We start from the raw sequence: 21064 nt of genomic DNA, 5'->3' as shown, positions 1-21064 counted from the left end.
TCAAGCTTGCGTCGCGCGGATGATGTCGATGACCGGCTTGGACTCCGGCCGCGCCTTGATGAAGTTCTCGTGCTGCGGCGCGACGCGCTTCTTGAAGGCTTCGCGGTCGCATTCGGCCACCGTCACGCCCTTCTCGGTCAAAGCCGTCAGCGCCTCCTTCTCGACCGCAAGCCCATGGGCACGCGTGTCGGCCGCGGCCTTCTTGGCGGCATCGAGGAAACCCTCGCGCAGCTTCGGATCCATGCGGTTGTAGGTCACGTCGCTGAAGTAGATCGCGAGCGGCGAGAAATTGTGCTGCGTCAGCGAGTAGAATTTTGCCGTTTCGAAGAACTTGCTGGCCAGGATCGTCGGCGGATCGTGCTCCAGCCCGTCGAGCACGCCGGCCTGGAGCGCCGTGTAGATCTCGCCGAAGGCCAGGGGCGTCGCGGCGGCGCCCATCAGGCGCAGGCATTCCGTGATCACCGGATTCGGCAGCGTCCTGATCTTGAGGCCGGCGAGATCCTCCGGCGTCTTCACCGGCTTCCTCGCGAGCACGCTGCGTGAGCCGAAATTRTAGGCCCAGGCGATGATGCGGATGTTGCCACTCTTGAGCAGCGCGTCCTCGATCGGCTTGGCGGCGCCGGAATCGAACGCCTTGGTCTGCTGCGGGAAGCTCGAGAACAGAAAGCCGAGATCGAAGGTGCCGACCAGCGGCACCAGGTTGGCGGAGATCGACGAACCCGATACCATGAGGTCGATGACGCCGAGCTTCACCGAATTGATGACGTCGATCTCCTGCCCGAGCTGGTTGTCGGGAAAGAAGGCGACCTCGACCTGCTCGCCGAGCCCGTTGCCCTTCAGGTTCTTGACGAGGTTGTCGTAGTAGACGCGGCCGTTGGCGTATTTCGGATCGTTCGGCAGCGAGGAGGAGCATTTCAGCTTCAGCGTCGCCGCTTCGGCGCGACCGATGATGGCGGGAGAGAGAACGAGGCCGGCGGTAACCGCCGTCGACGACTTGATGAACGTGCGACGGCTCACGGGCACGATGGTCATGGCGCGGTCTCTCCCCGAATATTCTTGTTTACGGCCGRGATCGCTGCCGCGGCCTGTTGCGCGGACTGTATGGCCAAAGCGACGGGGCAGGCAAGGGTTGCAGCCGGCCGTCGCAAAGCGGCGTGTCGCGAGCATCGACGGCATCGGCGCCGTCAAAACAACCATGTTTGTCCGGGATTCTCGATCGGATCGGCCTGGTGGCCGATGTGCGACAGGACGCTTCGCGCAACAGCGGGGATCAATCCAATTGGTGCATGGATCAATGCGCAATTCACATGGATGCCGCCGGAGCGATACCCGGCGGCTCCGGCAGACGCCCTGCCCCATTTTGCCGCAGCTTGCTGCGTGATCCAGTGCACAGACAGACGCGTGGCCGCGACCTAGAAAAGGTGACATCATCGCGCGCATTGCCGATGGAGGTGACACTATGCGCCGTCCAGTCCTTCGCAATTTGTTTCTTGCCTCCAGCCTTGTCGCGCTCGCGCAATTGATGACACCGACGGACGCCGACGCCGAGGCGCGGCTCGCACTCGTGATCGGTCAATCGGCCTATCGCACCGTGCCGGAGCTGCCCAACGCAGCCAACGACGCCAGGGGCATGACGGAGCTGCTCGGCAATGCCGGCTTCACCGTCACCACGGCGGCCAATTTGGCGCAGAACGAGATGCGCGCTGCGATCTCCGATTTCGCCGGCAAGGTCAGCGCCAGCGGCGCCGACACCGTCGCACTGGTGTTCTATGCCGGCCACGGCCTCCAGATCGACGGCGAGAACTATCTGGTGCCGGTCGATCTCGATCCCAAGCGCGAGGCCGATATTCCGCTCCAGGGCGTACGGCTGAACGATCTGCTCAACACGCTCGGCGCGCTGCCGACGCGGGCACGCATCTTCATGCTCGACGCCTGCCGCAACAATCCGTTCCCGGCGCTCAGCGGCGCCGGCCACGGGCTCGCGATCGTCGACACCAAGGCCGGTGCACCCGGCTCCTTCATCTCCTATTCGACCTCGCCCGGCGCGGAAGCAGAGGACGGCTCCGGCGTCGACAGCCCCTACACCACGGCCGCGCTGACCGTCGCCAAGCAGCCCAACCTGCCGATCGAGGAAGTGTTCAAGCGCATCCGCATCGCCGTGGCGCAATCGACCGACGGGCGGCAGATCCCCTGGGAAAGCTCGTCGCTGACGACCGACTTCAAGTTCTTCGGCGGCGAGAGCAGCGGCGGACAGCCTGCTCTCCCGGGCGCATCCGCCATGRCACTCGCCAGCGGCACGCGCAGCGTCGCGGACTGGCGCAAGGATTTGCAGGGCAAGGAGCCGAAGGCTGCCTATGAGCTGGTGATCGCCGACGACACCGTCGAGGCGTATCAGGCCTATGTCGAGCTCTACGCACAGGCCTCCTACACGCCGCGCCTGCGCACGATCCTGGAGCGCCGGCGCCAGATGCTGGCCTGGGAGCGCGCCACCGCCATCAACACGCGCGCTTCGTTCGAGGCCTATCTGGCGAATTGGGACAACAGCGACCTCGCCGCAACCGCGCGCCGGCTGCTGCTCCGCGTGCAGAACCGCAACTATGCCTTGCCGGTCGCGGCCGCAGCGGCCCCTGCTCCGGTCGCGGTCGCAATGGCCCCAACCTGCCCGTGCTCGGCGCCGTCGACACCGGCAACGCCGGTCAATCCGGCGGTGGCGCCCGTCATCAAGAAGCGCGTCGACGACACGCCGCCGAAGCGAAAGGTGGTCGAGACGCCGCCGAAGCCGCGCCGGCCGCCGCCCGACGAAGTGATCTACGAGCGCGCGCCGCCACCTGGCCCGCCACCTGAAGCCGTGGGCGTCGGAATTGGCGTCGGGATTGGTCTCGGCATGGGTATGGGCGGCCGTGGCGGAGGCGGCTACGGACGCGGCGACTACAACCGCGGCAGGTATTGAGCCCCAGTTCACCAAGCGAATGGATGTCCGCAGGCCCTGCCTGCGGACATTTCTGTTGATGGTGAGCGGCCAGCAACTCTCGTGCCCCGGACGGAGCGCAGCGCTCCCGGCGATGCGACGCATCGTCCGGTGCGGTGCGCTGCAGAGCCGGGGCCCATGTACCAGCGAACTGTGCGGCGCGATGGGTCCCGGCTCTGCGCAGCAACGCTGGGCGTTGCAGCGCGTCCGGGACACGAGAGTTGCGGATATTTCGCCTTCTGTGGCCTTCCGGAAGTACTGTAGGCTGATCTGCTGACGCCAGCCTTTCCGGGGATTCCATATCGATGCCGCACGACGCGCCCGCCAAGAGCTCATGGCCGCTGTTCCGGTCACTCGCGTCCTATGCCCTGCCCGGCGACCTCATGGCGGGCCTGACGCTGGCGGCGATTGCGATCCCCGAGCAGATGGCCACGGCGCGGCTCGGCGGTTTTGCGCCGCAGATCGGCTTCTTCGCGTTCATGGCGGGCTCGCTCGGTTTCGCGCTGCTCGGCGGCAACCGCTTCCTGTCCTGCGGCGCGGATTCCACGATCACGCCGATCTTCGCCGGCGGACTTGCCGCGCTCGCTGCCACCGGCTCGCCTGAGTATCAGGGGCTTGCGATCGCGCTGGCGCTGATGGTCGGCGCGATGATGCTGGCCAGCGGCGCTTTCCGCCTCGGCGGCATCGCCAATCTTCTGTCCGTGCCGGTGATGGTCGGCTTCCTCGCCGGCATCTCCGTCCACATCATCGTCTCGCAACTGCCGGGCGTGCTCGGGCTTCCATCACCAAGCGGGCCGACACTCGAACGCATCGGCGTGCTCGCGACCGAACTCGGCCGCACGAACCCCTTCACGCTCTGCATCGGGCTTGGTGTGCTCGCCGTGGTCTTCATCGCCGAGAGGGTCAGCGCGAAAATTCCGGGCGCGCTGATCGGGCTCGTCGCCGCGACGCTGGCCACAATCGCGCTCGGCCTCGAAAGCAAGGGCGTCAGCGTCGTCGGCGCGGTGCCGGGCACGCTGCCGCGGCCGACCTTGCCTGACCTGGCACCGGAGCTATGGGTGCGCCTGGTGCCGCTCGCCTTCGTCATCACGGTCGTGGTGATGGTGCAGACCGCGGCGACGACGCGGTCGTTCCCGTCCGATCCCGACAAGCCTGCCGATGTCGACCGCGACTTCCTCGGTGCGGGCGCCGGCAGCGTGCTGTCCGGCCTGTTCGGCGCGTTTCCGGTCAATGCCAGCCCGCCGCGAACCGGGATCGTTGTCGAGACCGGCGGACAATCGCAGCTCGCGGGCCTTGCGGCCGGGGCAATCGTGCTGGCGCTGCTCGCGTTCGGGACGGGGCTGCTGCAGCACGTTCCGGACGCCGCGCTCGGCGGCATCCTGCTGTTCGTGGCGCTGCGGATCATCCGGGTGAAGCAGATCGCCATGATCTACCGGCAATCGTTCAGCGAGTTCCTGCTGATCGTCGCCACTGCCGCGCTGATCATCGTGCTGCCGATCCAGCAGGGCGCCTTCCTCGGCATCGTGCTGTCGCTGCTGCACGGCATCTGGAGCACGACGCGCGCGCGGCTCGTCGAGTTCGAGCGCGTGCCGGGCACCACGATCTGGTGGCCGGCGCATCCGCACATCACCGGCGAGCGCGTCGCCGGCGTCGCCGTGATTGGGCTCCAGGCGCCGCTGTCCTTCCTCAACGCGCCGGGTTTTCGCAGCGACGTGGCCAAGGTGCTCGGCACCTCGACGCCGCAACTGCTGGTGCTGGAGGCGAGCGGCATGGTCGAGATCGACTTCACCGCCGCGCAGATCCTGCTCGACGTCTTCAAGGCGTGCAGCGAACAGGGCGTCACCGTCGCGCTGGCGCGGCTGGAATCGGTGCGCGCGCAGAACGCGTTCGAACGTTTCAGACTGTTCGACGCCCTGCCCCGCGAACACGTCTTCCACAGCGTCGATGAGGCCGTGCGCAAGCTGGCAAAATAACCACCGCCTTCACTCGGTCCGCCGCCCCAAAGGGAGCGATACTTTTGGTCGCCGGCCAGTTCGCGGAGTGAGCCCATGGCCGCCGCGTCAAAGCTAGCACTTGATTTCCTGCCGCGACGGGCGACAATGATGTCGCGCCAGCTTCCGGTACCGAACTTCATATAAGACGGGGAAAACCCGCTTGGCCGCGGCTATACCGTCGCTGCGCGGGAGGGATCGTTATGACGGTAGGGTTCAAGCGCTGGCTGCAGCGCCGACATGATCCAGGCCGCCGATCGTATCGCCGTTACGATTGGGTGCGATGCAATCGCGCCGCTGCTCCGCGAAGAACGCCCCCTGGTTCGCGGCGAACTCGCCACCCCGGCGCTGCAAGTGGAAGGCCACCAAAGGATCATCGAGCCAATGCAATGCGCACGTTGTCGCGGGCGCATGCGTTGAGCCACGGAGGCGCGATAGACTGAAAGGCACTCCAGGCCGGCGTTAGACTGGCCAAAGGATATTAGCTCAGACACACCGAGGGAGGAATGCATGACGACGGTAACCCGACGTAACATCCTCAAGGGCGGCACGGCGCTTGTGGGCGGCATGGCCGGCATCCTGGCCACTGGCAGGGCTCCCGTTTTTGCACAGGGCACCACGGTACACTGGCTGCGTTGGAATGACTTCGTGCCAGCTTCCGATCAGCTATTGCGCAAGGAGCTGCTGCCTGCTGCCGAGAAGGCGCTGGGAATCAAGATCAATCTTGAGACTGTGAATGGCAATGACCTGCAGCCGCGCATCACCTCGGCGATCCAGTCGGGCTCAGGTCCCGACATCATCATGCTCTTCAATAACCACCCGCAGATCTATTCGGAGAGCGTCATCGACCTGTCCGACATCGCAGGTCGTGTGAGCGAGGCCGAAGATGGCTATTATGATCTGTGCAAGTCCAACTCCGCCGACGGCCAAAAATGGATCTCTTTGCCGTGGACCATCGTCGGCGCCATGATCGCCTACCGAAAATCCTGGTTCGATGAGATCGGCTCATCGACCTTCCCGGACACTTGGGAGAAGTATCGCGAGGTTGGCAAGAAGCTCAAGGCCCAGGGCCGGCCGATCGGTCAGACGCTCGGCCACACGTTCGGTGACGCGCCGACGTTCAGTTACCCGTACATGTGGTCGTGGGGCGGCACTGAGGTCGAGAAGGACGGCAAGACTGTCAACATCAACAAGAAAGAGGTCATCGAGTCCGTCAAGTTCATGACGGCTTTCTGGAAGGAAGCCCACGACGAGGGCGGGCTTGCCTGGGATGACACCAACAACAACCGTGCGTTCCTGTCGCAAACCATCTGCGCCACCCTCAACGGCGCTTCGATCTACATCGAATCGCTGCGCAACCCCGACAAATATATTACTGAAAAAGGCGCACAGCTGAAGACCGACATCCAGCACTCGCCGTTGCCCAAAGGCCCGGCCGGCCAATTCGCCATGCACACCTATTTCTCTCACGTCATTCCGAACTATTCGAAGAATCAGGACGGTGCGAAGGCGTTGTTGAAGTGGGTCCATACCAAGGCGAACTACGAGCCGTGGTTCGTCTCCCAGAAAGGTTTCGCGACACCGCCGACCCACGAATGGGAGAAACACAAGTTGTGGGAAGAGGACAGGGTCATGGCGCCCTTCAAGATCGCCGGCCTCCTGGGTCAGACGCCCGGGTACCCTCTGCCCTCATCAGGCAAGAAGGCTGCCGAAGTGCTCACCAAATACATCATCACAGATATGTACGCCAAAGCGATCCAGGGCGCTCCGGCGGAGGATTCCGTGAAATGGGCGGAAGTCGAACTCAAGAAGGTCTATTCTTGAAAGTACGTGCGCAGCACGTCGCACGGCTGCGAAGTGGCTGCCGCGCGCCCCGCGTCTCGGACTTGTACGGTGCGCCGTCTCTCTGTGAGGCGGCGCGATCAAAGTTTCGCATGACGCGTCTGTTGGCGTGCGCTTAGAGGTGAAGCGAGATGGCGATCGCCGAGACCCAAGTCTACATGCCGCAGGCGCCGCGGCCCAGAATCCGGCTGCTTGAGGACGAGCGTTGGCTCGCATTCGTGCTGCTGGTGCCGACCCTGGCGCTGCTCGGTACGTTCATCGCCTATCCGTTCTTGCGCGGCATCTTGTTGTCGGTGACCAACTCGCGCGTCGGCGTTCCAGGCGAGTTCGTCGGCCTCGCCAACTTCTACAAGATCTTCAATGACGGGATCTTTCGCACCTCCGTCTACAACACGTTTCTTTATACGGGCGTAACCACCGTCTTCAAGCTGGCGCTCGGGCTGTGGCTGGCCATGCTGCTCAACCGGAATTTCCGCGGCAAGGCTTTCACCCGTGCTTTCATCCTGCTGCCCTTCATCATCCCGACCGTGCTCTCGACTTTCGCCTGGAAGTGGATGTTCGACCCGACATTTAGCGTCCTCAATTGGCTCCTCTACCATCTCGGTTTGATCAGCGGTCGGATCAATTGGCTTGGCGATCCAGACCTCGCCATGATCTCGATCATCATCGTCAACATCTGGCGCGGAGTGCCATTCTTCGCCATCAGCCTGCTCGCCGGCCTGCAGACCATCAGTCCCGAACTTAGCGAGGCCGCCGCCATAGACGGTGCCAGGCCGTGGCAGCGGTTCTGGCACATCACCTGGCCCCTGCTGCTGCCCGTGACCATGGTCGTGGTGCTGTTCTCGGTGATTCAGACGTTCGCCGACTTCCAGATCGTCTATGTGATGACAGGCGGCGGACCAGCCAATGCAACGCACCTGTTCGCCACCTACGCCTATCAGATCGGCATCGGCACCGGCCTCCTAAGCGAGGGCGCTGCCATCTCGCTCGCCATGTTTCCGGTCCTGTTTCTGGTCGTTATCATCCAACTTCTCTACATCCGCCGCGTGGAGGTCCGCTGAGCCATGATCGAGGGCGCAAGGTGGCGAAAGTGGGCGTTCTTCTACGTCCCCATGGCGATGTTCCTGCTTTTCCTGCTGTTCCCGTTCTACTGGATGGTGATCACTTCGGTGCGGCCGGACGGCGAGCTTTACCGACCCTGGAATTCGATCAACTACAATCCGTTCTGGACCTGGAACCCGACCTGGGACCATGTCAGGTACCTGTTCGAGGAGACGCTGTTTGCATCGTGGCTGTGGAACACGACGTTCATCGCGCTCGCGTCAACCGCCATCTCGCTCGTGTGCGGCGTGTTCGCCGGCTATGCTCTCTCGCGGCTGAACTTTCCATTTGCAGGCAGCCTGGGCACCGGCATCTTCATCACCTATCTGGTGCCTCAAACGCTGCTCTTCATTCCGCTGGCAGAGATCATCCGCAACTATCGGCTGGGTGACACGCCCTGGTCATTGATCCTGACCTATCCGACCTTTCTCATTCCGTTCTGCACCTGGCTCATGATGGGCTACTTCAAGGCGGTGCCCAAGGAGCTCGAGGAATGCGCGCGCATTGACGGCGCCTCGCGCTGGCAGGCCATGCTCTACATCGTCATCCCGGTGGCGATCCCGGGCATCCTCTCGGCCGGCATCTTCGCTTTCACCCTGTCGTGGAACGAGTTCATCTACGCACTTGTCTTCCTGTCCTCGCCTGGACAGAAGACCGTGCCGGTCGGCGTCACATCGGAACTGATCCGCGGCGATGTATTCTTCTGGGGACCGCTGATGGCTGGCGCCCTGCTCGGATCGATCCCGGTTGCTATCGCCTATTCGTTTTTCGTCGAGCACTACGTCGCAGGACTGACTGGATCGGTGAAGGGCTGACAGCACCCCGGATCATCAGGAAAGTGGGCATGCGGAAGGCGGGTGGAGCGAATGGGCCAGGTCGTCCTCAAGGGGATCAACAAGTTCTACGACAGCGTGCACGCTGTCAAAGACGTCAATCTGCAGATCCGCGACAAGGAGTTCGTGGTGTTCGTCGGACCGTCCGGCTGCGGCAAGACCACGACGCTGAGAATGATCGCCGGGCTTGAAGCGATCAGTTCCGGCGACATTTCCATCGACGGAAACGTGGTCAATGAATTGGCGCCGATGGACCGCGACATCGCCATGGTGTTCCAGAACTACGCCCTGTACCCGCACATGAGCGTGCACGACAACATGGCGTTTGGCCTGAAGATGCGCAAATTCGAAAAGCCCGAGATTGACAAGCGCGTGCGGGAGGCGGCCGACATCCTCGGCATCGGTGAATTGCTAACGCGCAAGCCGCGCCAGCTGTCCGGCGGCCAGCGCCAGCGCGTGGCGTTGGGTCGTGCCATTGTGCGTCACCCCCGCGTGTTCCTGTTCGACGAGCCGCTGTCGAACCTCGATGCCAAGCTGCGGGTACAGATGCGCGTTGAGCTCAAGAAACTGCATCTCCGTCTCGGCACCACCGCCATTTACGTTACCCACGATCAGGTCGAGGCCATGACGCTGGGTGACCGGGTCGTCGTCATGAAAGACGGCGTGGTCCAGCAAGTGGGGGAGCCGCTCGAACTGTACAATCAGCCCGCCAACAAGTTCGTCGCCGGCTTCATCGGCTCCCCGGCCATGAATTTCGCCGCCGTTACGGTGACCGAGGCGAACGGATCGCTGATTGCCGAGAACTCCGGCCTGCGCATCAAGCTGCCGGACGAGACCGCGCAGCGGCTGCGCGGCCATATCGGACGCGAGGTCATGCTCGGCGTGCGGCCGGAGGACCTTACCGTGGCGGGTAGCGCTGATCTCGGCCACTCATGCTTCGATGCTGTGATTGAGGTGGTCGAGCAACTCGGCTCGGAAATCCTGCTCGATATGAAGGTCGGCGAGAGTATCATGGTGGCGAGCGTCGAGCCGACCGCGAGGGTGAGGGTGGGCGACAGGCTGCGCGTTGCCATGCGGCCTTCCAGGCTTCATGTTTTCGACGCGCAGACCGAGGCGGCCATCTAACCCCGGCAGAGGATCAATTCCACCGGTGAGCGGGAATTCGCCTTCTTGTCACCAGCTTCGATGACGCCCGGAGAGCGCGATGGCACTTGGCTCGTTGCCGGGCACACCGGATTTACGAGTACACGCCTCTAGGCCAGGGTCGGATGATCCCGCTGCACCGTCTCCCGGATCCAGCTGGCATGGATCGCGCGAAACAGGATTTGCGCGGTCTTGAGGTCGTTCGCTGTCATGCAGAGATCGACGATGCGATGGACTGCGTCATCGCGCATCAGCCCGTCGGAGATCTTCATCGCGATTTCCATCGCGACCTGGGCCGCGCGTTCATAGCGCTCACCTTCGCGCGTGTCGTTGCGCGCCGAACCGGCCGCGCTCGCGGCCGCGGCGTCACAGATCGCGCGGATGCGCTCGGCGGCCTCGATGTCGCCGAGCGGTCCTTCGATCGTCTCGTCCCAGATGTCCGCCGGCTTCTGCTTTGCGAACCACTTCATCGCCCCGTCACCAATGGTCTTCCAGCCGCCGTAGTTCCGCGCTCCCGCCTCGCCCAGCATAGAGAGGCCGATCGAGATCGGCGAGGCGATTTTTCCGCCACGTATTATCGATATGCAGTCAGGGCGTCCGACGTGGTCCGATGGCCTCGAACTGCGCCTTCTGCTCGTCGTTCAGCGTGGCGTAGAAATCCTCCAGCGCCGCGCGAACCGACTTGACGCCGTCGAGCATCGTGTCGAGCCGCTTGCGAACCGCCGCCATTCGCGCCGGCGGCGTCATCACGTCGCTGGGCTCGCAGGCCGCCTTGAGCGATGCGCTGACTTTGGCGCTGGTATCCTGGAGCACCTGTAGCGCAGCGCGCTGGGTGTCGTTGGGATGAAGCCTCGCCTCGATGTCAGTGCTGGGCCAATCGAGCGCAGCAGGCGTCGCGCAATTCTGGACCAGCGATCCGCCGGTGTTGTTGGAAGCCGTCGCACGACGCTGATCCTCGGCCAGCGCATTGAAGCGCGCCTTCTGCTCGTCGGTGAGCGAGCCGTAGAATCGATCGAGGGCGGGCTGAACGAGATCGACGGCTTTCTCCATCGCCTCGATGCGCTGCTGCATCGCCGTCAGCCGACCTGGCGCTGTCGCCGCGACCTGCGACGGGCAGGACGCGCGGATCATCTCGGACGCCTGGATCGATGCGTTGCCGAGTTCGTCGAGGCTTGCGCCTTGCGCCTCGGTCGGCTGCACCGCGGCGGCGATCTGGTCGATCGGCAGACCGACGATTTCGCGGCGGTCGCTGCCGCAGAGCCGATCCAGCGGGACGCCGCGCGCCTGGCGCCGTCCCTGCGGCCGCTGCGGCAGATAGGCCGAGAGACCGTTATAGCCATAGGGCCCGAAGATGCCGGCATAGATGTCCGGATAGCCGTAGCCCCAGAAGCCGAGACCGTCGCCCCAGATCGTGTAGTCGTAGAGATCGTTGTAGGCGAACGGCCAGAACAGCGGTCCGACCCAGCCATAACCGCCGCCCGCATGTTGCCACCACCCGCTGCTGGCGCCGTGCCAGCCGGCGAGTGCGGCCGCCGCCGCGATCTGGGCTCGCGCGGCCGGATTGCTGATCAGACGGCCGTTGCGGAAGGCGCTGGAATGCACGTTGAGGGCGTTGCGAAAATTCGCAGGACGGACGGCCGCATTGCGGATCTGGCCGAAGTTCGGGCCGCGATGTCGCGCGCCCGTTGCGAAGCGGGGCCCGCCATGATGCCCGCCGCCATGCACGTGTCCGAAGCCATGACCGCCAAAATGGCCGCCACCATGATGACCACCACCATGACCGCCGCCGTGATGGCCGCCGCCATGCCCGCCTCCGTGCCCACCACCATGGCCGCCACCGTGCCCGCCCTTGCCCAGAGCCGTGCCCGCCAGCATGCAGGCAAGCGCCATCACGGCAATTCCAATGACAGGTCGCAACATCGCATCCTCCCGCAGAGCCGCGCCATCGAGGCATCGGAAATTGACGGGATTGGAACCGGCCTGACTGCCGAAAGTTCCGCGACCGCGACGCAGCCGCCCGCGCGCTATGCCTCCGGCACGATCTTGCCGGGATTGAAGATATTCAGCGGATCGAGCGCCTTTTTCAGCGCCCGCATCGCGTCGAGCGCTTCGGGGCCGAGTTCCGCCTTGAGATATTTCTGCTTGCCCTGGCCGATGCCGTGCTCACCGGTGCAGGTGCCGTCCATCGCCTGCGCGCGCTCGACCAGGCGATGCATGAACTCCTCGCCGCGCGCCATCTCGTCGGCATCGTTGGTGTCACAGACCAGCGAGCAGTGGAAATTGCCGTCGCCGACATGGCCGACGATCGGCGACAGCAGGTTGAGGCGCTTGAGGTCTTCCTCGGTCTCGCCGACGCAATCGGCAAGCCGCGAGATCGGCACGCAGACGTCGGTCGCAACCACGCCGATGCTGTCGCCGGGCCGCAGCGCCTTCACCGACCAATAGGCGTCGTGCCGCGCCTGCCACAGCTTGGTGCGATCCTCCGGCTTGGTGGTCCAGGAGAAATCGCCGCCTCCGCAATCCTTTGCGATCTCGCCGAAGGCCTTGGACTGCTCGCCGACCTCGACCTCGCTGCCGTGGAATTCCATCAGAAGCAGCGGCGTTTCCGGCAGCGTCAGCTTCGAATAGGCGTTGCAGGCCTTCACCTGCGCGGCGTTGAGCAGCTCGATGCGCGCCACGGGAATGCCGGTCTGGATCGCCAGGATCACCGCCTGACATGCCCCGTGCACGGTCTCGAACGACACCGCACCGGCCGCGATCGTGTCAGGGATTCCGCGCAGGCGAATGGTCAGCTCGGAGATGATGCCGAGCGTGCCTTCGGCGCCGACGAACAGATGCGTCAGGTCGTAGCCGGCGGATGATTTCTTGGCGCGCGTGCCTGTGGTGATGATCTCGCCGTCGCCGCGCACGACCTTCAAAGCGAGCACGCTGTCGCGCATGGTGCCGTAGCGCACCGCGTTGGTGCCGGAGGCGCGGGTCGAGGCCATGCCGCCGAGCGAAGCATCCGCGCCGGGGTCGATGGGGAAGAACAGGCCCTGGTCGCGCAGATGCTCGTTCAGCGCCTTGCGGGTGACGCCGGGCTGGATCACGCAGTCGAGATCCTCGGCATGCACCGCGAGCACCTTGTTCATGTCGCGCAGGTCGATCGAGATGCCGCCGGCGGGCGCGTTGACCTGGCCCTCGAGCGAGGTGCCGGTGCCGAAGGCGATGACGGGCACGCGGTTCCTGGCGCAGATCCGCACCACGTCCTGGATGTCGGCGGTCTCCTGCGCCATCACCACGCCGTCCGGCGGCTGGTTGACGATCCACGTGGTGGTATGGCCGTGCTGCTCGCGAACGGCCTGCGAGGTGATGAGGCGGTTGCCGAACCGTGCGGCAAGCTGCTCCAGCGCGCTTGCGAGGGCTTTCGGCTCGACCCGCGGCGGATTATTGGTGATGGTCGTACCCACGGACATTCCTCCCGACAGAAGAACCGTGGCAAAGGACATCTGACCGGTCAAGTCAAGCGACCGCGCGCATAGCAGGAAAGACACATGCCGGAGACCGCCGCTGCCGAGCCGTTCCGCTCGTCGATCATGCAGATCGAGCCGCAATGGATCGACTATAACGGCCATCTCAACATGGCCTATTACAACGTGATGTTCGACCGCGCGATCGACCAGATGTGGTTACAGCTCGGGATCGGGCCGGGCTACATGAAGGAGCGAGGCGGCTCGACCTTCACTGCCGAATGCCATGTGCGGTATCTGCGCGAAATCCACCTCGGCGATCCCGTGCAGGTGTCGGTCTGGCTGCTCGAAGCCGACGACAAGCGGCTGCATACGTTCCAGGAGTTGCGGCACGCGACCGAAGGCTGGCTGTCGGCGACCTCCGAAAACATGTCGCTCCACATCGACATGGGCTCGCGAAAGGTGGCGGCCTTTCCGCCCGATATCCGGCAGCGCATCGCAGCCGTCGTGGGCGCCCACGGCGCCGTGCCGCGGCCCGAGGGCATCGGCCGGAACGTGGCGATGCCCTCGAAGCGGTAGTGCATGATCCGGAAAAGTGTGAAGCGGTTTTCCGGTAAGATCATGCACCCATCAGACCGCGCTATATCCTGTTGCGGCCGCGGGCAAGGCCCACCACGGCCGAGACCAGGAACAGCACGACCGCGATGAAGAAGATGATCTTGGCGATCTCGATCGAGGCGCCGGCGATGCCGCCGAAGCCCAGGATGCCGGCGATCAGTGCGATAACCAGAAACGTCACAACCCAGCCTAGCATGGTCAAACCCTCGTCTTGATGTCTGTCTGCGTCGGCGCGGCTGGCCGCGCCACCTGTCCAGACAATCTCGACGCGGGAACGATGGTTCCGGCCCACGCAAGCTGGAAATTCGCCCTCGCCGATGGAACAAATCAGCCCRCCGCGCACGTGGAAAACCTCGCCCCGGCGCCCCATATAGGCAGCAATCCCTGTTAAGAAGGCTCCCTTCCACCACCCCGCGGTGCCATCGTGGGGCCAATGATTCGCATGACCGAGCCGAGCAAGATCACCAGCGTACCCGACCACCAGCCCGCAGCCGGCGGCATCGCCGCGCGTGCGCGCGCCTCCGTGGGCCCGAAATATCTGTCCGGGCTCAATCCCGAGCAGCGCGACGCCGTGGAGACGCTGGACGGCCCGGTTCTGGTGCTGGCCGGCGCCGGCACCGGCAAGACGCGCGTGCTGACCACGCGCATCGCCCACATCCTCAGCCAGGGCCGCGCCCGCCCCGCCGAGATCCTGTCGGTGACCTTCACCAACAAGGCCGCGCGCGAGATGAAGCATCGGCTCGGCCAGATGCTCGGCCATGCGGTCGAGGGCATGCCGTGGCTCGGCACCTTCCACTCCATCGGCGGCCGCATCCTGCGCACCCATGCCGAGCTGGCGCAGCTCAAGTCGAACTTCACCGTGCTCGACACCGATGACCAGGTGCGGCTGCTCAAGCAGCTGCTCCAGGCCGACAATATCGACGACAAGCGCTGGCCGGCACGCATGCTGGCCGGCCTGATCGACGGCTGGAAGAACCGCGGCCTGACGCCGTCGCAGGTGCCGTCAGGCGAAGCCGCCGTGTTCGCCAACGGCAAGGGCGGCAAGCTCTATGCGAGCTACCAGGAGCGGCTGAAGATCCTGAACGCCGCCGATTTCGGCGATCTGCTGCTCGAGGACATCCGGATCTTCCGCGAGCATCCGGACATCCTGCGGCAATACCAGCAGCGCTTCAAATTCATCCTGGTCGACGAATATCAGGACACCAACGTCGCGCAATATCTGTGGCTGCGGCTGCTGTCGCAGGCGCCGACGTCTCCCTCCTTCACCTCTCCCCGCGTGCGGGGAGAGGTCGCATCGCAAAGCGATGCGGGTGAGGGGGACTCTCCGCAGACTGAACTCGTGGAGACAGCCCCTCACCCCGACGCTCTCAGCGCGAGCGAAGCTCGTCGCGACCCCGCAAGCGGGGCGAGGGAGCAGACGCCCCACGTCAAAAACATCTGCTGCGTCGGCGACGACGACCAGTCGATCTATGGCTGGCGCGGCGCCGAGGTCGACAACATCCTGCGCTTCGACCACGATTTCCCCGGCGCCAAGGTCATTCGCCTCGAGCGCAATTACCGCTCGACCGGCCACATCCTCGCCGCCGCCTCGCATCTGATCGCGCACAACGAAGGCCGGCTCGGCAAGACGTTGCGCACCGAGGACCATGACGGCGAGAAGGTCACCGTCACCGGCTCGTGGGATTCGGAAGAGGAAGCCCGCGGCATCGGCGAGGAGATCGAGCAGATCCAGCGCCAGGGCGACAAGCTCAACGAGATCGCGATCCTGGTGCGTGCCTCCTACCAGATGCGCGAGTTCGAAGATCGTTTCGTCACGCTTGGCCTGCCCTACCGCGTGATCGGCGGCCCGCGCTTCTACGAGCGCGCCGAAATCCGCGACGCGCTGGCTTATCTGCGGGTCATCAACTCACCGGCCGACGACCTCGCCTTCGAGCGCATCGTCAATGTGCCCAAGCGCGGCCTCGGCGACGCCACCGTGCAGATGCTCCACGACCACGCCCGCAAGCGCCGCATCCCGCTGTTCGAGGCGGCGCGCGCGGTGGTCGAGACCGACGAGCTGAAGCCGAAGGCGCGCGGAAGCTTGCGCGACGTCGTCGCCCAGTTCGACCGCTGGCGCGCCCAGCGCGAGGTCACCGCGCACACCGATCTCGCCCAGATCGTGCTCGACGAGAGCGGCTACACCGAGATGTGGCAGAAGGACCGTTCGGCAGACGCCGCGGGCCGGCTGGAGAACCTGAAAGAGCTGGTGCGCTCGATGGAGGAGTTCGAGAACCTGCAAGGGTTCCTCGAGCACATCTCGCTGGTGATGGACCGCGACAGCGGCGCCGACGAGGACGCGGTGTCGCTGATGACGCTGCATTCGGCCAAGGGCCTCGAATTCGACAACGTGTTCCTGCCCGGCTGGGAGGAAGGCCTGTTCCCGAGCCAGCGCACGCTGGACGAGCAGGGCCGCGCCGGCCTCGAGGAAGAGCGCCGGCTCGGCCATGTCGGCCTGACCCGCGCGAGGCGCCGCGCAAAGATCTACTTTGCGACCAACCGACGGATCCATGGCACCTGGTCGACCACGATCCCGTCGCGCTTCCTCGACGAATTGCCGTCCGCCAATGTCGAGATCACGGAATCCAAGGGCGGCTCGGCCTGGGGCGGCACCGGCGGCTACGGCGCCTCGCGTTTCGACGACATGGAGGCGTTCGGTTCCACCTATTCGACCCCGGGCTGGCAGCGCGCCCAGGCCAACCGCAACCGGGGCGGCGGCCGCAGTGGCGGCGGCCAAGGCGGCTTCGAGGAACAGGCCTCGTCGTTCTCCTCCTCATCCGGCCCGGATTTCGGCAGCTTCTCCTCACGCCGCCGCGGGCCGATGACGATCGAGGGCGAGCTGGTCGCCAAATCCACCGGCACCACCTCGGAATTTTCCCTCTCCGACCGCGTCTTCCACCAGAAATTCGGCTACGGCCGCGTCACCAAGATCGACGGCAACAAGCTCACCATCGCCTTCGACAAGGCCGGCGAGAAGAAGGTCGTGGACAGTTTTGTGCAGCGGGCGTGAGGCCTGATATGCCTCAGTACGTCGCCATCATCGAGGACGCAGGCCCGGACGACGCCGTCGGCTTGTGGTTTCCCGACCTGCCGGGCTGCATTTCCGGCGGCGACGACGTCGACGAGGCCCTGGAGAGTGCGCCCGAGGCGCTCGCATTTTATGCGCAGGAGCTGAGCGCGGACGGCCGCCAGCTTCCCCCGCCGCGGACATTGGACGAGCTCAAGGCCGACCCTGCTGTGGCCGACGACCTCAGGAAACACACGGTCGCCCTGATCGAATGGCCGCCCCTCCCTGAGGCCGAGTGAGGACTGTTCGCCGCACTGGCCGGACGTTCGACAGTTCTCACCCGAACGCCCCTTGACCACCGCGAACTTCCCCGTATCAGATGCGCCCATGGTCCGGGGCTCCATCACACTGATCTTGCTGGCATTGGTTATGCCGTCGCTTGCGGCGGCGGAGACCATGAGCTTTGGCGATTCGATCGGGCTCCTGGCCAAGAGCTGCGGCGCGGAAATCGTCGCCAATTGCCGCGGCGTCAACCCGGACTCGACCCGGCTGAAAGAGTGCCTGTCCCGCAACCGCGACGTGCTCTCCCAGCAATGCCAGAGCGACTATCTCGGCGCCTTCGATGCCATCCAGAAGCGCGTCGCCGCGCGCGTCACGGTGGCGAACGCCTGCCAGCGCGAGATCGTCAAGGTCTGCGGCGGCTCGACCAAGGAGACCAGCAAGTCGATCCCCTGCCTGGTCACGACGCCCAAGGGCATCAGCAACAACTGCCTGAAGGCCGTCGACGACGCGGGGTATCGGTGATGCGCGCGAACGGAATCGCCATCACGCTGGTCGTGGTCCAGGTCCTGGCCCTGCTCGCGGGCGCAGCAAGCGCGCAGACGGCGGCGCCGACGCGTGACGACATCGTCGGCAAGCTGAACCATTTCGAACAGGCCGCCGAGGTCGACCTTCCCGCGCTGAAGCAGCAGGTGATGGAGCGCGCCAAGGCCAGGATCAAGAACGATCCGGGTCCGGTGAACCGGCCGCTGATCGCGCCTGATCTCGCCAACCTGCCCGCCTTCAACGCGCAGATCCAGTTCGACGCCGACACGCCGATCATCCAGCCGACCTCCTACCAGACCGTCGGCCGCATCGCGGACGCGCTGGTTAACTCCTCGCTGCTGCCGTACACGTTCCTGATCGTCGGCCATGTCGAATCCAATGCGAAGACGCGCGAGGCCAATGCGATCCTGAGCCAGCGACGCGCCGATGCGATCCGTGACGTCCTGGTGAACACCTTCAAGATCTCGACCAAGCGGCTGCATCCGATCGGCCTCGGCGAGGAGCAGTTTCTCGACCGGGCCAAGCCGACCTCGGCCGCCAACGGTCAGTTGCAAATCCTGACCTATGCCAAGGTGCCGGAGGAGGCGCCTGCGCATCCAGCTGCGGCGCCTGGGCCTGCGGCGAAAAAGCCCGCCAAGAAGCGCTGAACGAGATCACCTCCCCTGACGGAACTCTTTGAAGTTCCGACCGTTTTGCGGCCTGTCGAAAGCGCAACAGCCATGCTTTGCGCGACACGCGAGCCGGTTTGTGCACTGCCCTATCAGGTGCTATAGCCTGTTCTCGCCCTTCCCAGACCCCATGCTGCACGAGACCGAGATGGCTGGTTATTTTCAACGCCAACTGGCCGATTACGTCGAATATCATCGCGATCCCTGGAACTGCGCGATGCACGTGGTCGGAATCCTCCTGCTCTTCACCGGCGCCGTGCTGCCGCTCACTCTCGTGCGTTTTCCCATCTTCGGGATCGAGGTGAGCTTGGCCGTGGTTGCGGCCCTGCCGGTGCTGGTTTACTGGCTGATGCTGGACGCCGGGATTGGGCTCGGCATCCTCGCCGCGATGATCGTGCTGCTTTCGGTCGCAACCGCAATCGGCAATCAGGCCTCGATCGTCATGATGTGGTCGATTTTTGCGCTGCTGATCGGATCTGGCGTCGCAGCGCAGATCGTGGGCCACAGGGTTTTCGAGGAACGGCAGCCGTCGATGGTCGACCACCCCGCGCATTTCCTGCTTGGACCGATGTTTGTCATGGCGAAATTATTCATTGCACTGGGCTTCCGTCGCGACCTTGYCGCGATTTTGGCGCCTGTTCCGACCAATTCCCTTTCAACCCGATAGCTCTAGAAGCGAAACAGTAAACCTTCTGCATGGCTCTCGTACTGGTTACCGGTGGCAGCGGCTTCATCGGACATCATCTCGTAGAAGCGCTCCGCGCCCGTGGGCAGCGGGTACGCGTTCTCGATGTCCGTGCGCCGGCCGCGGCGAACGCGGACGTTGAACACATCCACGGCTCGGTGCTGGACGGTACCGCGGTGGACGCGGCGATCGCCGGTGTCGATCAGGTCTATCACCTCGCCGGCCTGCCCGGCATGTGGGTCGCCAACAAGCAGGACTTCCACGACGTCAATTGCCGCGGCACCGAAATCGTGCTTGCCGCGGCGATGAAGCGCGGCGTGTCGCGCTTCCTGCACTGTTCGACGGAATCGATCCTGTTCCCCTATTCCGACCTCAACGGCGTTGCCGCCGAAGAGGCGCTGCAGCCGGCCGATGCGATGCCCGGCGCCTATACGCGGTCGAAGTCGCTCGCCGAGCACCACGCCGCGAAGGCGGCGGCCGCGGGCTTTCCGCTCGTGATCGGCACGCCGACCATGCCGATCGGCGCCGCCGACCACAACCTGACGCCGCCGACCGCAATGCTGTGGTACTTCCTCCAGAAGAAGGTGCAGCCGCATCTCAACTTCCTGGTCAATCTCGTCGATGTCCGCGACGTCGCGATGGGCCTTGTGCTGACCATGGAGCGCGGCCGCATCGGCCAGCGCTACATCCTCGGCGGCGACTGCGTCCCGCTCGGCAACATCCTGCGGATGATGTCGGCGATGAGCGGCCGCCGGCAGTTCCCGGTCGTCGTGCCCGGCAAGATCGCCGAGCTCTCCGCGATCATGCTCGAATCCATCTCCGATCGCATCACGCGCCGGCCGCCCAACGGCACCGCCGAGGGCGTGCGCATCGCGCTTGCCGCGAGCGACCTCTCGATCGGCAAGGCGCGCACCGAGCTCGGCTACGCGCCGCGCCCGATCGAACCGGTCTTGCGCGAAACCATCACCCATCTGCTCGCCCGCAACGGCCAGCGGCCCTCCGGCGCCATCGAGCATCACGCGCTTTCCTCGCGCGCGAGCTAAGGCCTCCGCCCAAACGCAAAGAACCTTCATGTCCTTCGATTTCAGCAAGCTTCTCTCCGTGGCCTGGGGTGGCTGGACCACGACCTGGCCGACCGAACTCCTGGCCTTGATCTGGCTCGCCTTTCTCGCCAGCTGGGTCGGCGCCTCGTTCTGGCAGGGCCGCACCCAGAAGCAGGTCATGACGCTGGAGTCGCAGCGCTATCGCCTGCCGATCCTGGTCGGCGGAATCCTGTACACGCCGTGGGTTGCACAGGTCCTGGGCTGGAAGCCGCTCTGGGTGCTCGGCAACACCGGCATCTACATCGCCGCGGTCCTCTCGGCCGCCGGCATCGCCTTCGCCTGGTGGGGCCGGCTGCATCTCGGAAAATTCTGGTCCAACACCATCACCCACAAGGAGGACCACCGCGTTATCGACACTGGCCCCTACGGCATCGTGCGTCACCCGATCTACACGGGACTGATTGCAGGCATGCTCGTCACCGGCATCGCGATCGGCCTCGTAACGACGATCCTCGGCGCCATCCTGATCTCGCTCGGCATGTGGCAGAAGGGCCGGATGGAAGAGGTGTTTCTGTCCAAGGAACTCGGCGAAGACGCCTACGGCGCTTATTGCCGCCGCGTGCCGATGATCATTCCGTTCCTATCGCCGCGGTGAGCGTCCTGAAGGCGCGGTCGCTGCGTTCCGCTTTCTCTGCACGAAGTTACTGCTAAAGCGTGATGGCATTAAGTTCGATAGCCTGAATTTTTCAGGTAATTGGCGCATTCCTCGGGGGTGAAGGCATCGAGTGCGTGGCCGATTGCGGCGCAGACCGCGTCGACGGTTCGCGCGGCAGCTTTGCGGAGCAGATGCTTGAG

General features: G+C 64.7%; 19 protein-coding genes and 1 pseudogene. 14 read left to right on the top strand and 6 right to left on the bottom strand.

Annotated elements, in window-relative coordinates; translation table 11 throughout:
* The gene (locus tag AB4Z51_RS15805) at positions 1-1032 is read right to left on the bottom strand and encodes a TRAP transporter substrate-binding protein (protein WP_028147675.1); all 1032 of its coding nucleotides are present in this window, start codon (positions 1030-1032) and stop codon (positions 1-3) included.
* Positions 1033-1459: 427 nt separating this feature from the next.
* On the opposite strand from AB4Z51_RS15805, the gene AB4Z51_RS15800 reads away from it, so the two are divergent.
* From AB4Z51_RS15800 to AB4Z51_RS15775, 6 genes are all read left to right on the top strand, one after another.
* Complete coding sequence (locus AB4Z51_RS15800; protein ID WP_441497620.1) at positions 1460-2950, top strand: caspase family protein; 1491 nt, start codon at positions 1460-1462, stop codon at positions 2948-2950.
* Between the two features lie 323 nt (positions 2951-3273).
* Positions 3274-4941: a SulP family inorganic anion transporter gene (locus AB4Z51_RS15795; RefSeq protein WP_085399492.1), complete on the top strand. Its 1668-nt coding sequence runs from the start codon at positions 3274-3276 to the stop codon at positions 4939-4941.
* 528 nt (positions 4942-5469) lie between these two features.
* Positions 5470-6783, top strand: coding sequence for an ABC transporter substrate-binding protein (locus AB4Z51_RS15790; protein ID WP_441497619.1), 1314 nt, complete (start codon positions 5470-5472; stop codon positions 6781-6783).
* A gap of 149 nt (positions 6784-6932) precedes the next feature.
* On the top strand, positions 6933-7862 hold the full coding sequence (locus AB4Z51_RS15785; RefSeq protein WP_063981581.1) for a carbohydrate ABC transporter permease: 930 nt from the start codon (positions 6933-6935) through the stop codon (positions 7860-7862).
* A 3-nt stretch (positions 7863-7865) separates the two neighbouring features.
* Positions 7866-8717 carry a carbohydrate ABC transporter permease gene (locus AB4Z51_RS15780; RefSeq protein ID WP_085399493.1) on the top strand — a complete coding sequence of 284 codons (852 nt, stop codon included), beginning with the start codon at positions 7866-7868 and terminating at the stop codon, positions 8715-8717.
* A 51-nt stretch (positions 8718-8768) separates the two neighbouring features.
* Positions 8769-9860 carry an ABC transporter ATP-binding protein gene (locus tag AB4Z51_RS15775; RefSeq protein WP_063981580.1) on the top strand — a complete coding sequence of 364 codons (1092 nt, stop codon included), beginning with the start codon at positions 8769-8771 and terminating at the stop codon, positions 9858-9860.
* A 128-nt stretch (positions 9861-9988) separates the two neighbouring features.
* On the opposite strand, the gene AB4Z51_RS15770 is transcribed toward AB4Z51_RS15775, so the two are convergent.
* From AB4Z51_RS15770 to AB4Z51_RS15760, 3 genes are all read right to left on the bottom strand, one after another.
* Entirely contained in the window at positions 9989-10348 is a 360-nt protein-coding gene (locus AB4Z51_RS15770) for a hypothetical protein (protein ID WP_085399523.1), read from the bottom strand.
* Positions 10349-10466: 118 nt separating this feature from the next.
* Positions 10467-11798, bottom strand: coding sequence for a Spy/CpxP family protein refolding chaperone (locus AB4Z51_RS15765; RefSeq protein WP_085399494.1), 1332 nt, complete (start codon positions 11796-11798; stop codon positions 10467-10469).
* Positions 11799-11902: 104 nt separating this feature from the next.
* A complete protein-coding gene (locus AB4Z51_RS15760; protein ID WP_085399524.1) occupies positions 11903-13327 on the bottom strand; it encodes an FAD-binding oxidoreductase in 1425 nt (474 codons plus the stop codon).
* An 84-nt stretch (positions 13328-13411) separates the two neighbouring features.
* Here AB4Z51_RS15760 and AB4Z51_RS15755 point away from each other — a divergent pair, with 84 nt between their 5' ends.
* Positions 13412-13906, top strand: a complete 495-nt coding sequence (locus AB4Z51_RS15755) for a thioesterase family protein (protein ID WP_028147665.1) — start codon at positions 13412-13414, stop codon at positions 13904-13906.
* Between the two features lie 61 nt (positions 13907-13967).
* Here the strand turns inward: AB4Z51_RS15755 and AB4Z51_RS15750 are convergent, their stop codons facing one another.
* On the bottom strand, positions 13968-14141 hold the full coding sequence (locus AB4Z51_RS15750; protein WP_008556598.1) for a DUF1328 domain-containing protein: 174 nt from the start codon (positions 14139-14141) through the stop codon (positions 13968-13970).
* 237 nt (positions 14142-14378) lie between these two features.
* On the opposite strand from AB4Z51_RS15750, the gene AB4Z51_RS15745 reads away from it, so the two are divergent.
* The 7 genes from AB4Z51_RS15745 (at position 14379) to AB4Z51_RS15715 (ending at position 20864) form a co-directional block, all read left to right on the top strand.
* Complete coding sequence (locus tag AB4Z51_RS15745) at positions 14379-16991, top strand: ATP-dependent helicase (protein ID WP_085399495.1); 2613 nt, start codon at positions 14379-14381, stop codon at positions 16989-16991.
* 8 nt (positions 16992-16999) lie between these two features.
* Positions 17000-17287: a type II toxin-antitoxin system HicB family antitoxin gene (locus AB4Z51_RS15740; protein ID WP_085399496.1), complete on the top strand. Its 288-nt coding sequence runs from the start codon at positions 17000-17002 to the stop codon at positions 17285-17287.
* An 88-nt stretch (positions 17288-17375) separates the two neighbouring features.
* Positions 17376-17792 (top strand): hypothetical protein, encoded by a 417-nt coding sequence (locus AB4Z51_RS15735; RefSeq protein ID WP_085399497.1) that lies wholly within the window; start codon positions 17376-17378, stop codon positions 17790-17792.
* Positions 17792-18460, top strand: a complete 669-nt coding sequence (locus AB4Z51_RS15730; RefSeq protein WP_085399498.1) for an OmpA family protein — start codon at positions 17792-17794, stop codon at positions 18458-18460. Before AB4Z51_RS15735 ends, AB4Z51_RS15730 begins: the two co-directional genes overlap by 1 nt.
* A 151-nt stretch (positions 18461-18611) precedes the next feature.
* Positions 18612-19148, top strand: coding sequence for an Mpo1 family 2-hydroxy fatty acid dioxygenase (locus AB4Z51_RS15725; protein ID WP_441497618.1), 537 nt, complete (start codon positions 18612-18614; stop codon positions 19146-19148).
* Positions 19149-19177: 29 nt separating this feature from the next.
* Positions 19178-20209, top strand: a complete 1032-nt coding sequence (locus AB4Z51_RS15720; RefSeq protein ID WP_085399500.1) for an NAD-dependent epimerase/dehydratase family protein — start codon at positions 19178-19180, stop codon at positions 20207-20209.
* Between the two features lie 28 nt (positions 20210-20237).
* A complete protein-coding gene (locus AB4Z51_RS15715) occupies positions 20238-20864 on the top strand; it encodes a methyltransferase family protein (RefSeq protein WP_063981571.1) in 627 nt (208 codons plus the stop codon).
* A gap of 68 nt (positions 20865-20932) precedes the next feature.
* On the opposite strand, the pseudogene AB4Z51_RS15710 reads toward AB4Z51_RS15715, so the two are convergent.
* Positions 20933-21064 (bottom strand): annotated as a pseudogene (locus AB4Z51_RS15710) (IS630 family transposase); the annotation flags it as partial.

This window comes from Bradyrhizobium sp. 2TAF36 (genome assembly GCF_052114925.1).
Taxonomy (GTDB): Bacteria; Pseudomonadota; Alphaproteobacteria; order Rhizobiales; family Xanthobacteraceae; genus Bradyrhizobium; species Bradyrhizobium barranii.
The sequence above is the reverse complement of the archived record's forward strand: the minus strand, read 5'-3'. Positions and strand labels throughout refer to the sequence as shown.

What these genes read in the sequence shown, in the direction of transcription:
- AB4Z51_RS15770 (WP_085399523.1), bottom strand. Translation starts at nt 10,348, where the DNA reads ATGAAGTGGTTCGCAAAGCAGAAGCCGGCGGACATCTGGGACGAGACG.
- AB4Z51_RS15790 (WP_441497619.1), top strand. Translation starts at nt 5,470, where the DNA reads ATGACGACGGTAACCCGACGTAACATCCTCAAGGGCGGCACGGCGCTT.
- AB4Z51_RS15785 (WP_063981581.1), top strand. Translation starts at nt 6,933, where the DNA reads ATGGCGATCGCCGAGACCCAAGTCTACATGCCGCAGGCGCCGCGGCCC.
- AB4Z51_RS15750 (WP_008556598.1), bottom strand. Translation starts at nt 14,141, where the DNA reads ATGCTAGGCTGGGTTGTGACGTTTCTGGTTATCGCACTGATCGCCGGC.
- AB4Z51_RS15775 (WP_063981580.1), top strand. Translation starts at nt 8,769, where the DNA reads ATGGGCCAGGTCGTCCTCAAGGGGATCAACAAGTTCTACGACAGCGTG.
- AB4Z51_RS15745 (WP_085399495.1), top strand. Translation starts at nt 14,379, where the DNA reads ATGATTCGCATGACCGAGCCGAGCAAGATCACCAGCGTACCCGACCAC.
- AB4Z51_RS15755 (WP_028147665.1), top strand. Translation starts at nt 13,412, where the DNA reads ATGCCGGAGACCGCCGCTGCCGAGCCGTTCCGCTCGTCGATCATGCAG.
- AB4Z51_RS15730 (WP_085399498.1), top strand. Translation starts at nt 17,792, where the DNA reads ATGCGCGCGAACGGAATCGCCATCACGCTGGTCGTGGTCCAGGTCCTG.
- AB4Z51_RS15795 (WP_085399492.1), top strand. Translation starts at nt 3,274, where the DNA reads ATGCCGCACGACGCGCCCGCCAAGAGCTCATGGCCGCTGTTCCGGTCA.
- AB4Z51_RS15715 (WP_063981571.1), top strand. Translation starts at nt 20,238, where the DNA reads ATGTCCTTCGATTTCAGCAAGCTTCTCTCCGTGGCCTGGGGTGGCTGG.
- AB4Z51_RS15720 (WP_085399500.1), top strand. Translation starts at nt 19,178, where the DNA reads ATGGCTCTCGTACTGGTTACCGGTGGCAGCGGCTTCATCGGACATCAT.
- AB4Z51_RS15765 (WP_085399494.1), bottom strand. Translation starts at nt 11,798, where the DNA reads ATGTTGCGACCTGTCATTGGAATTGCCGTGATGGCGCTTGCCTGCATG.
- AB4Z51_RS15780 (WP_085399493.1), top strand. Translation starts at nt 7,866, where the DNA reads ATGATCGAGGGCGCAAGGTGGCGAAAGTGGGCGTTCTTCTACGTCCCC.
- AB4Z51_RS15740 (WP_085399496.1), top strand. Translation starts at nt 17,000, where the DNA reads ATGCCTCAGTACGTCGCCATCATCGAGGACGCAGGCCCGGACGACGCC.
- AB4Z51_RS15735 (WP_085399497.1), top strand. Translation starts at nt 17,376, where the DNA reads ATGGTCCGGGGCTCCATCACACTGATCTTGCTGGCATTGGTTATGCCG.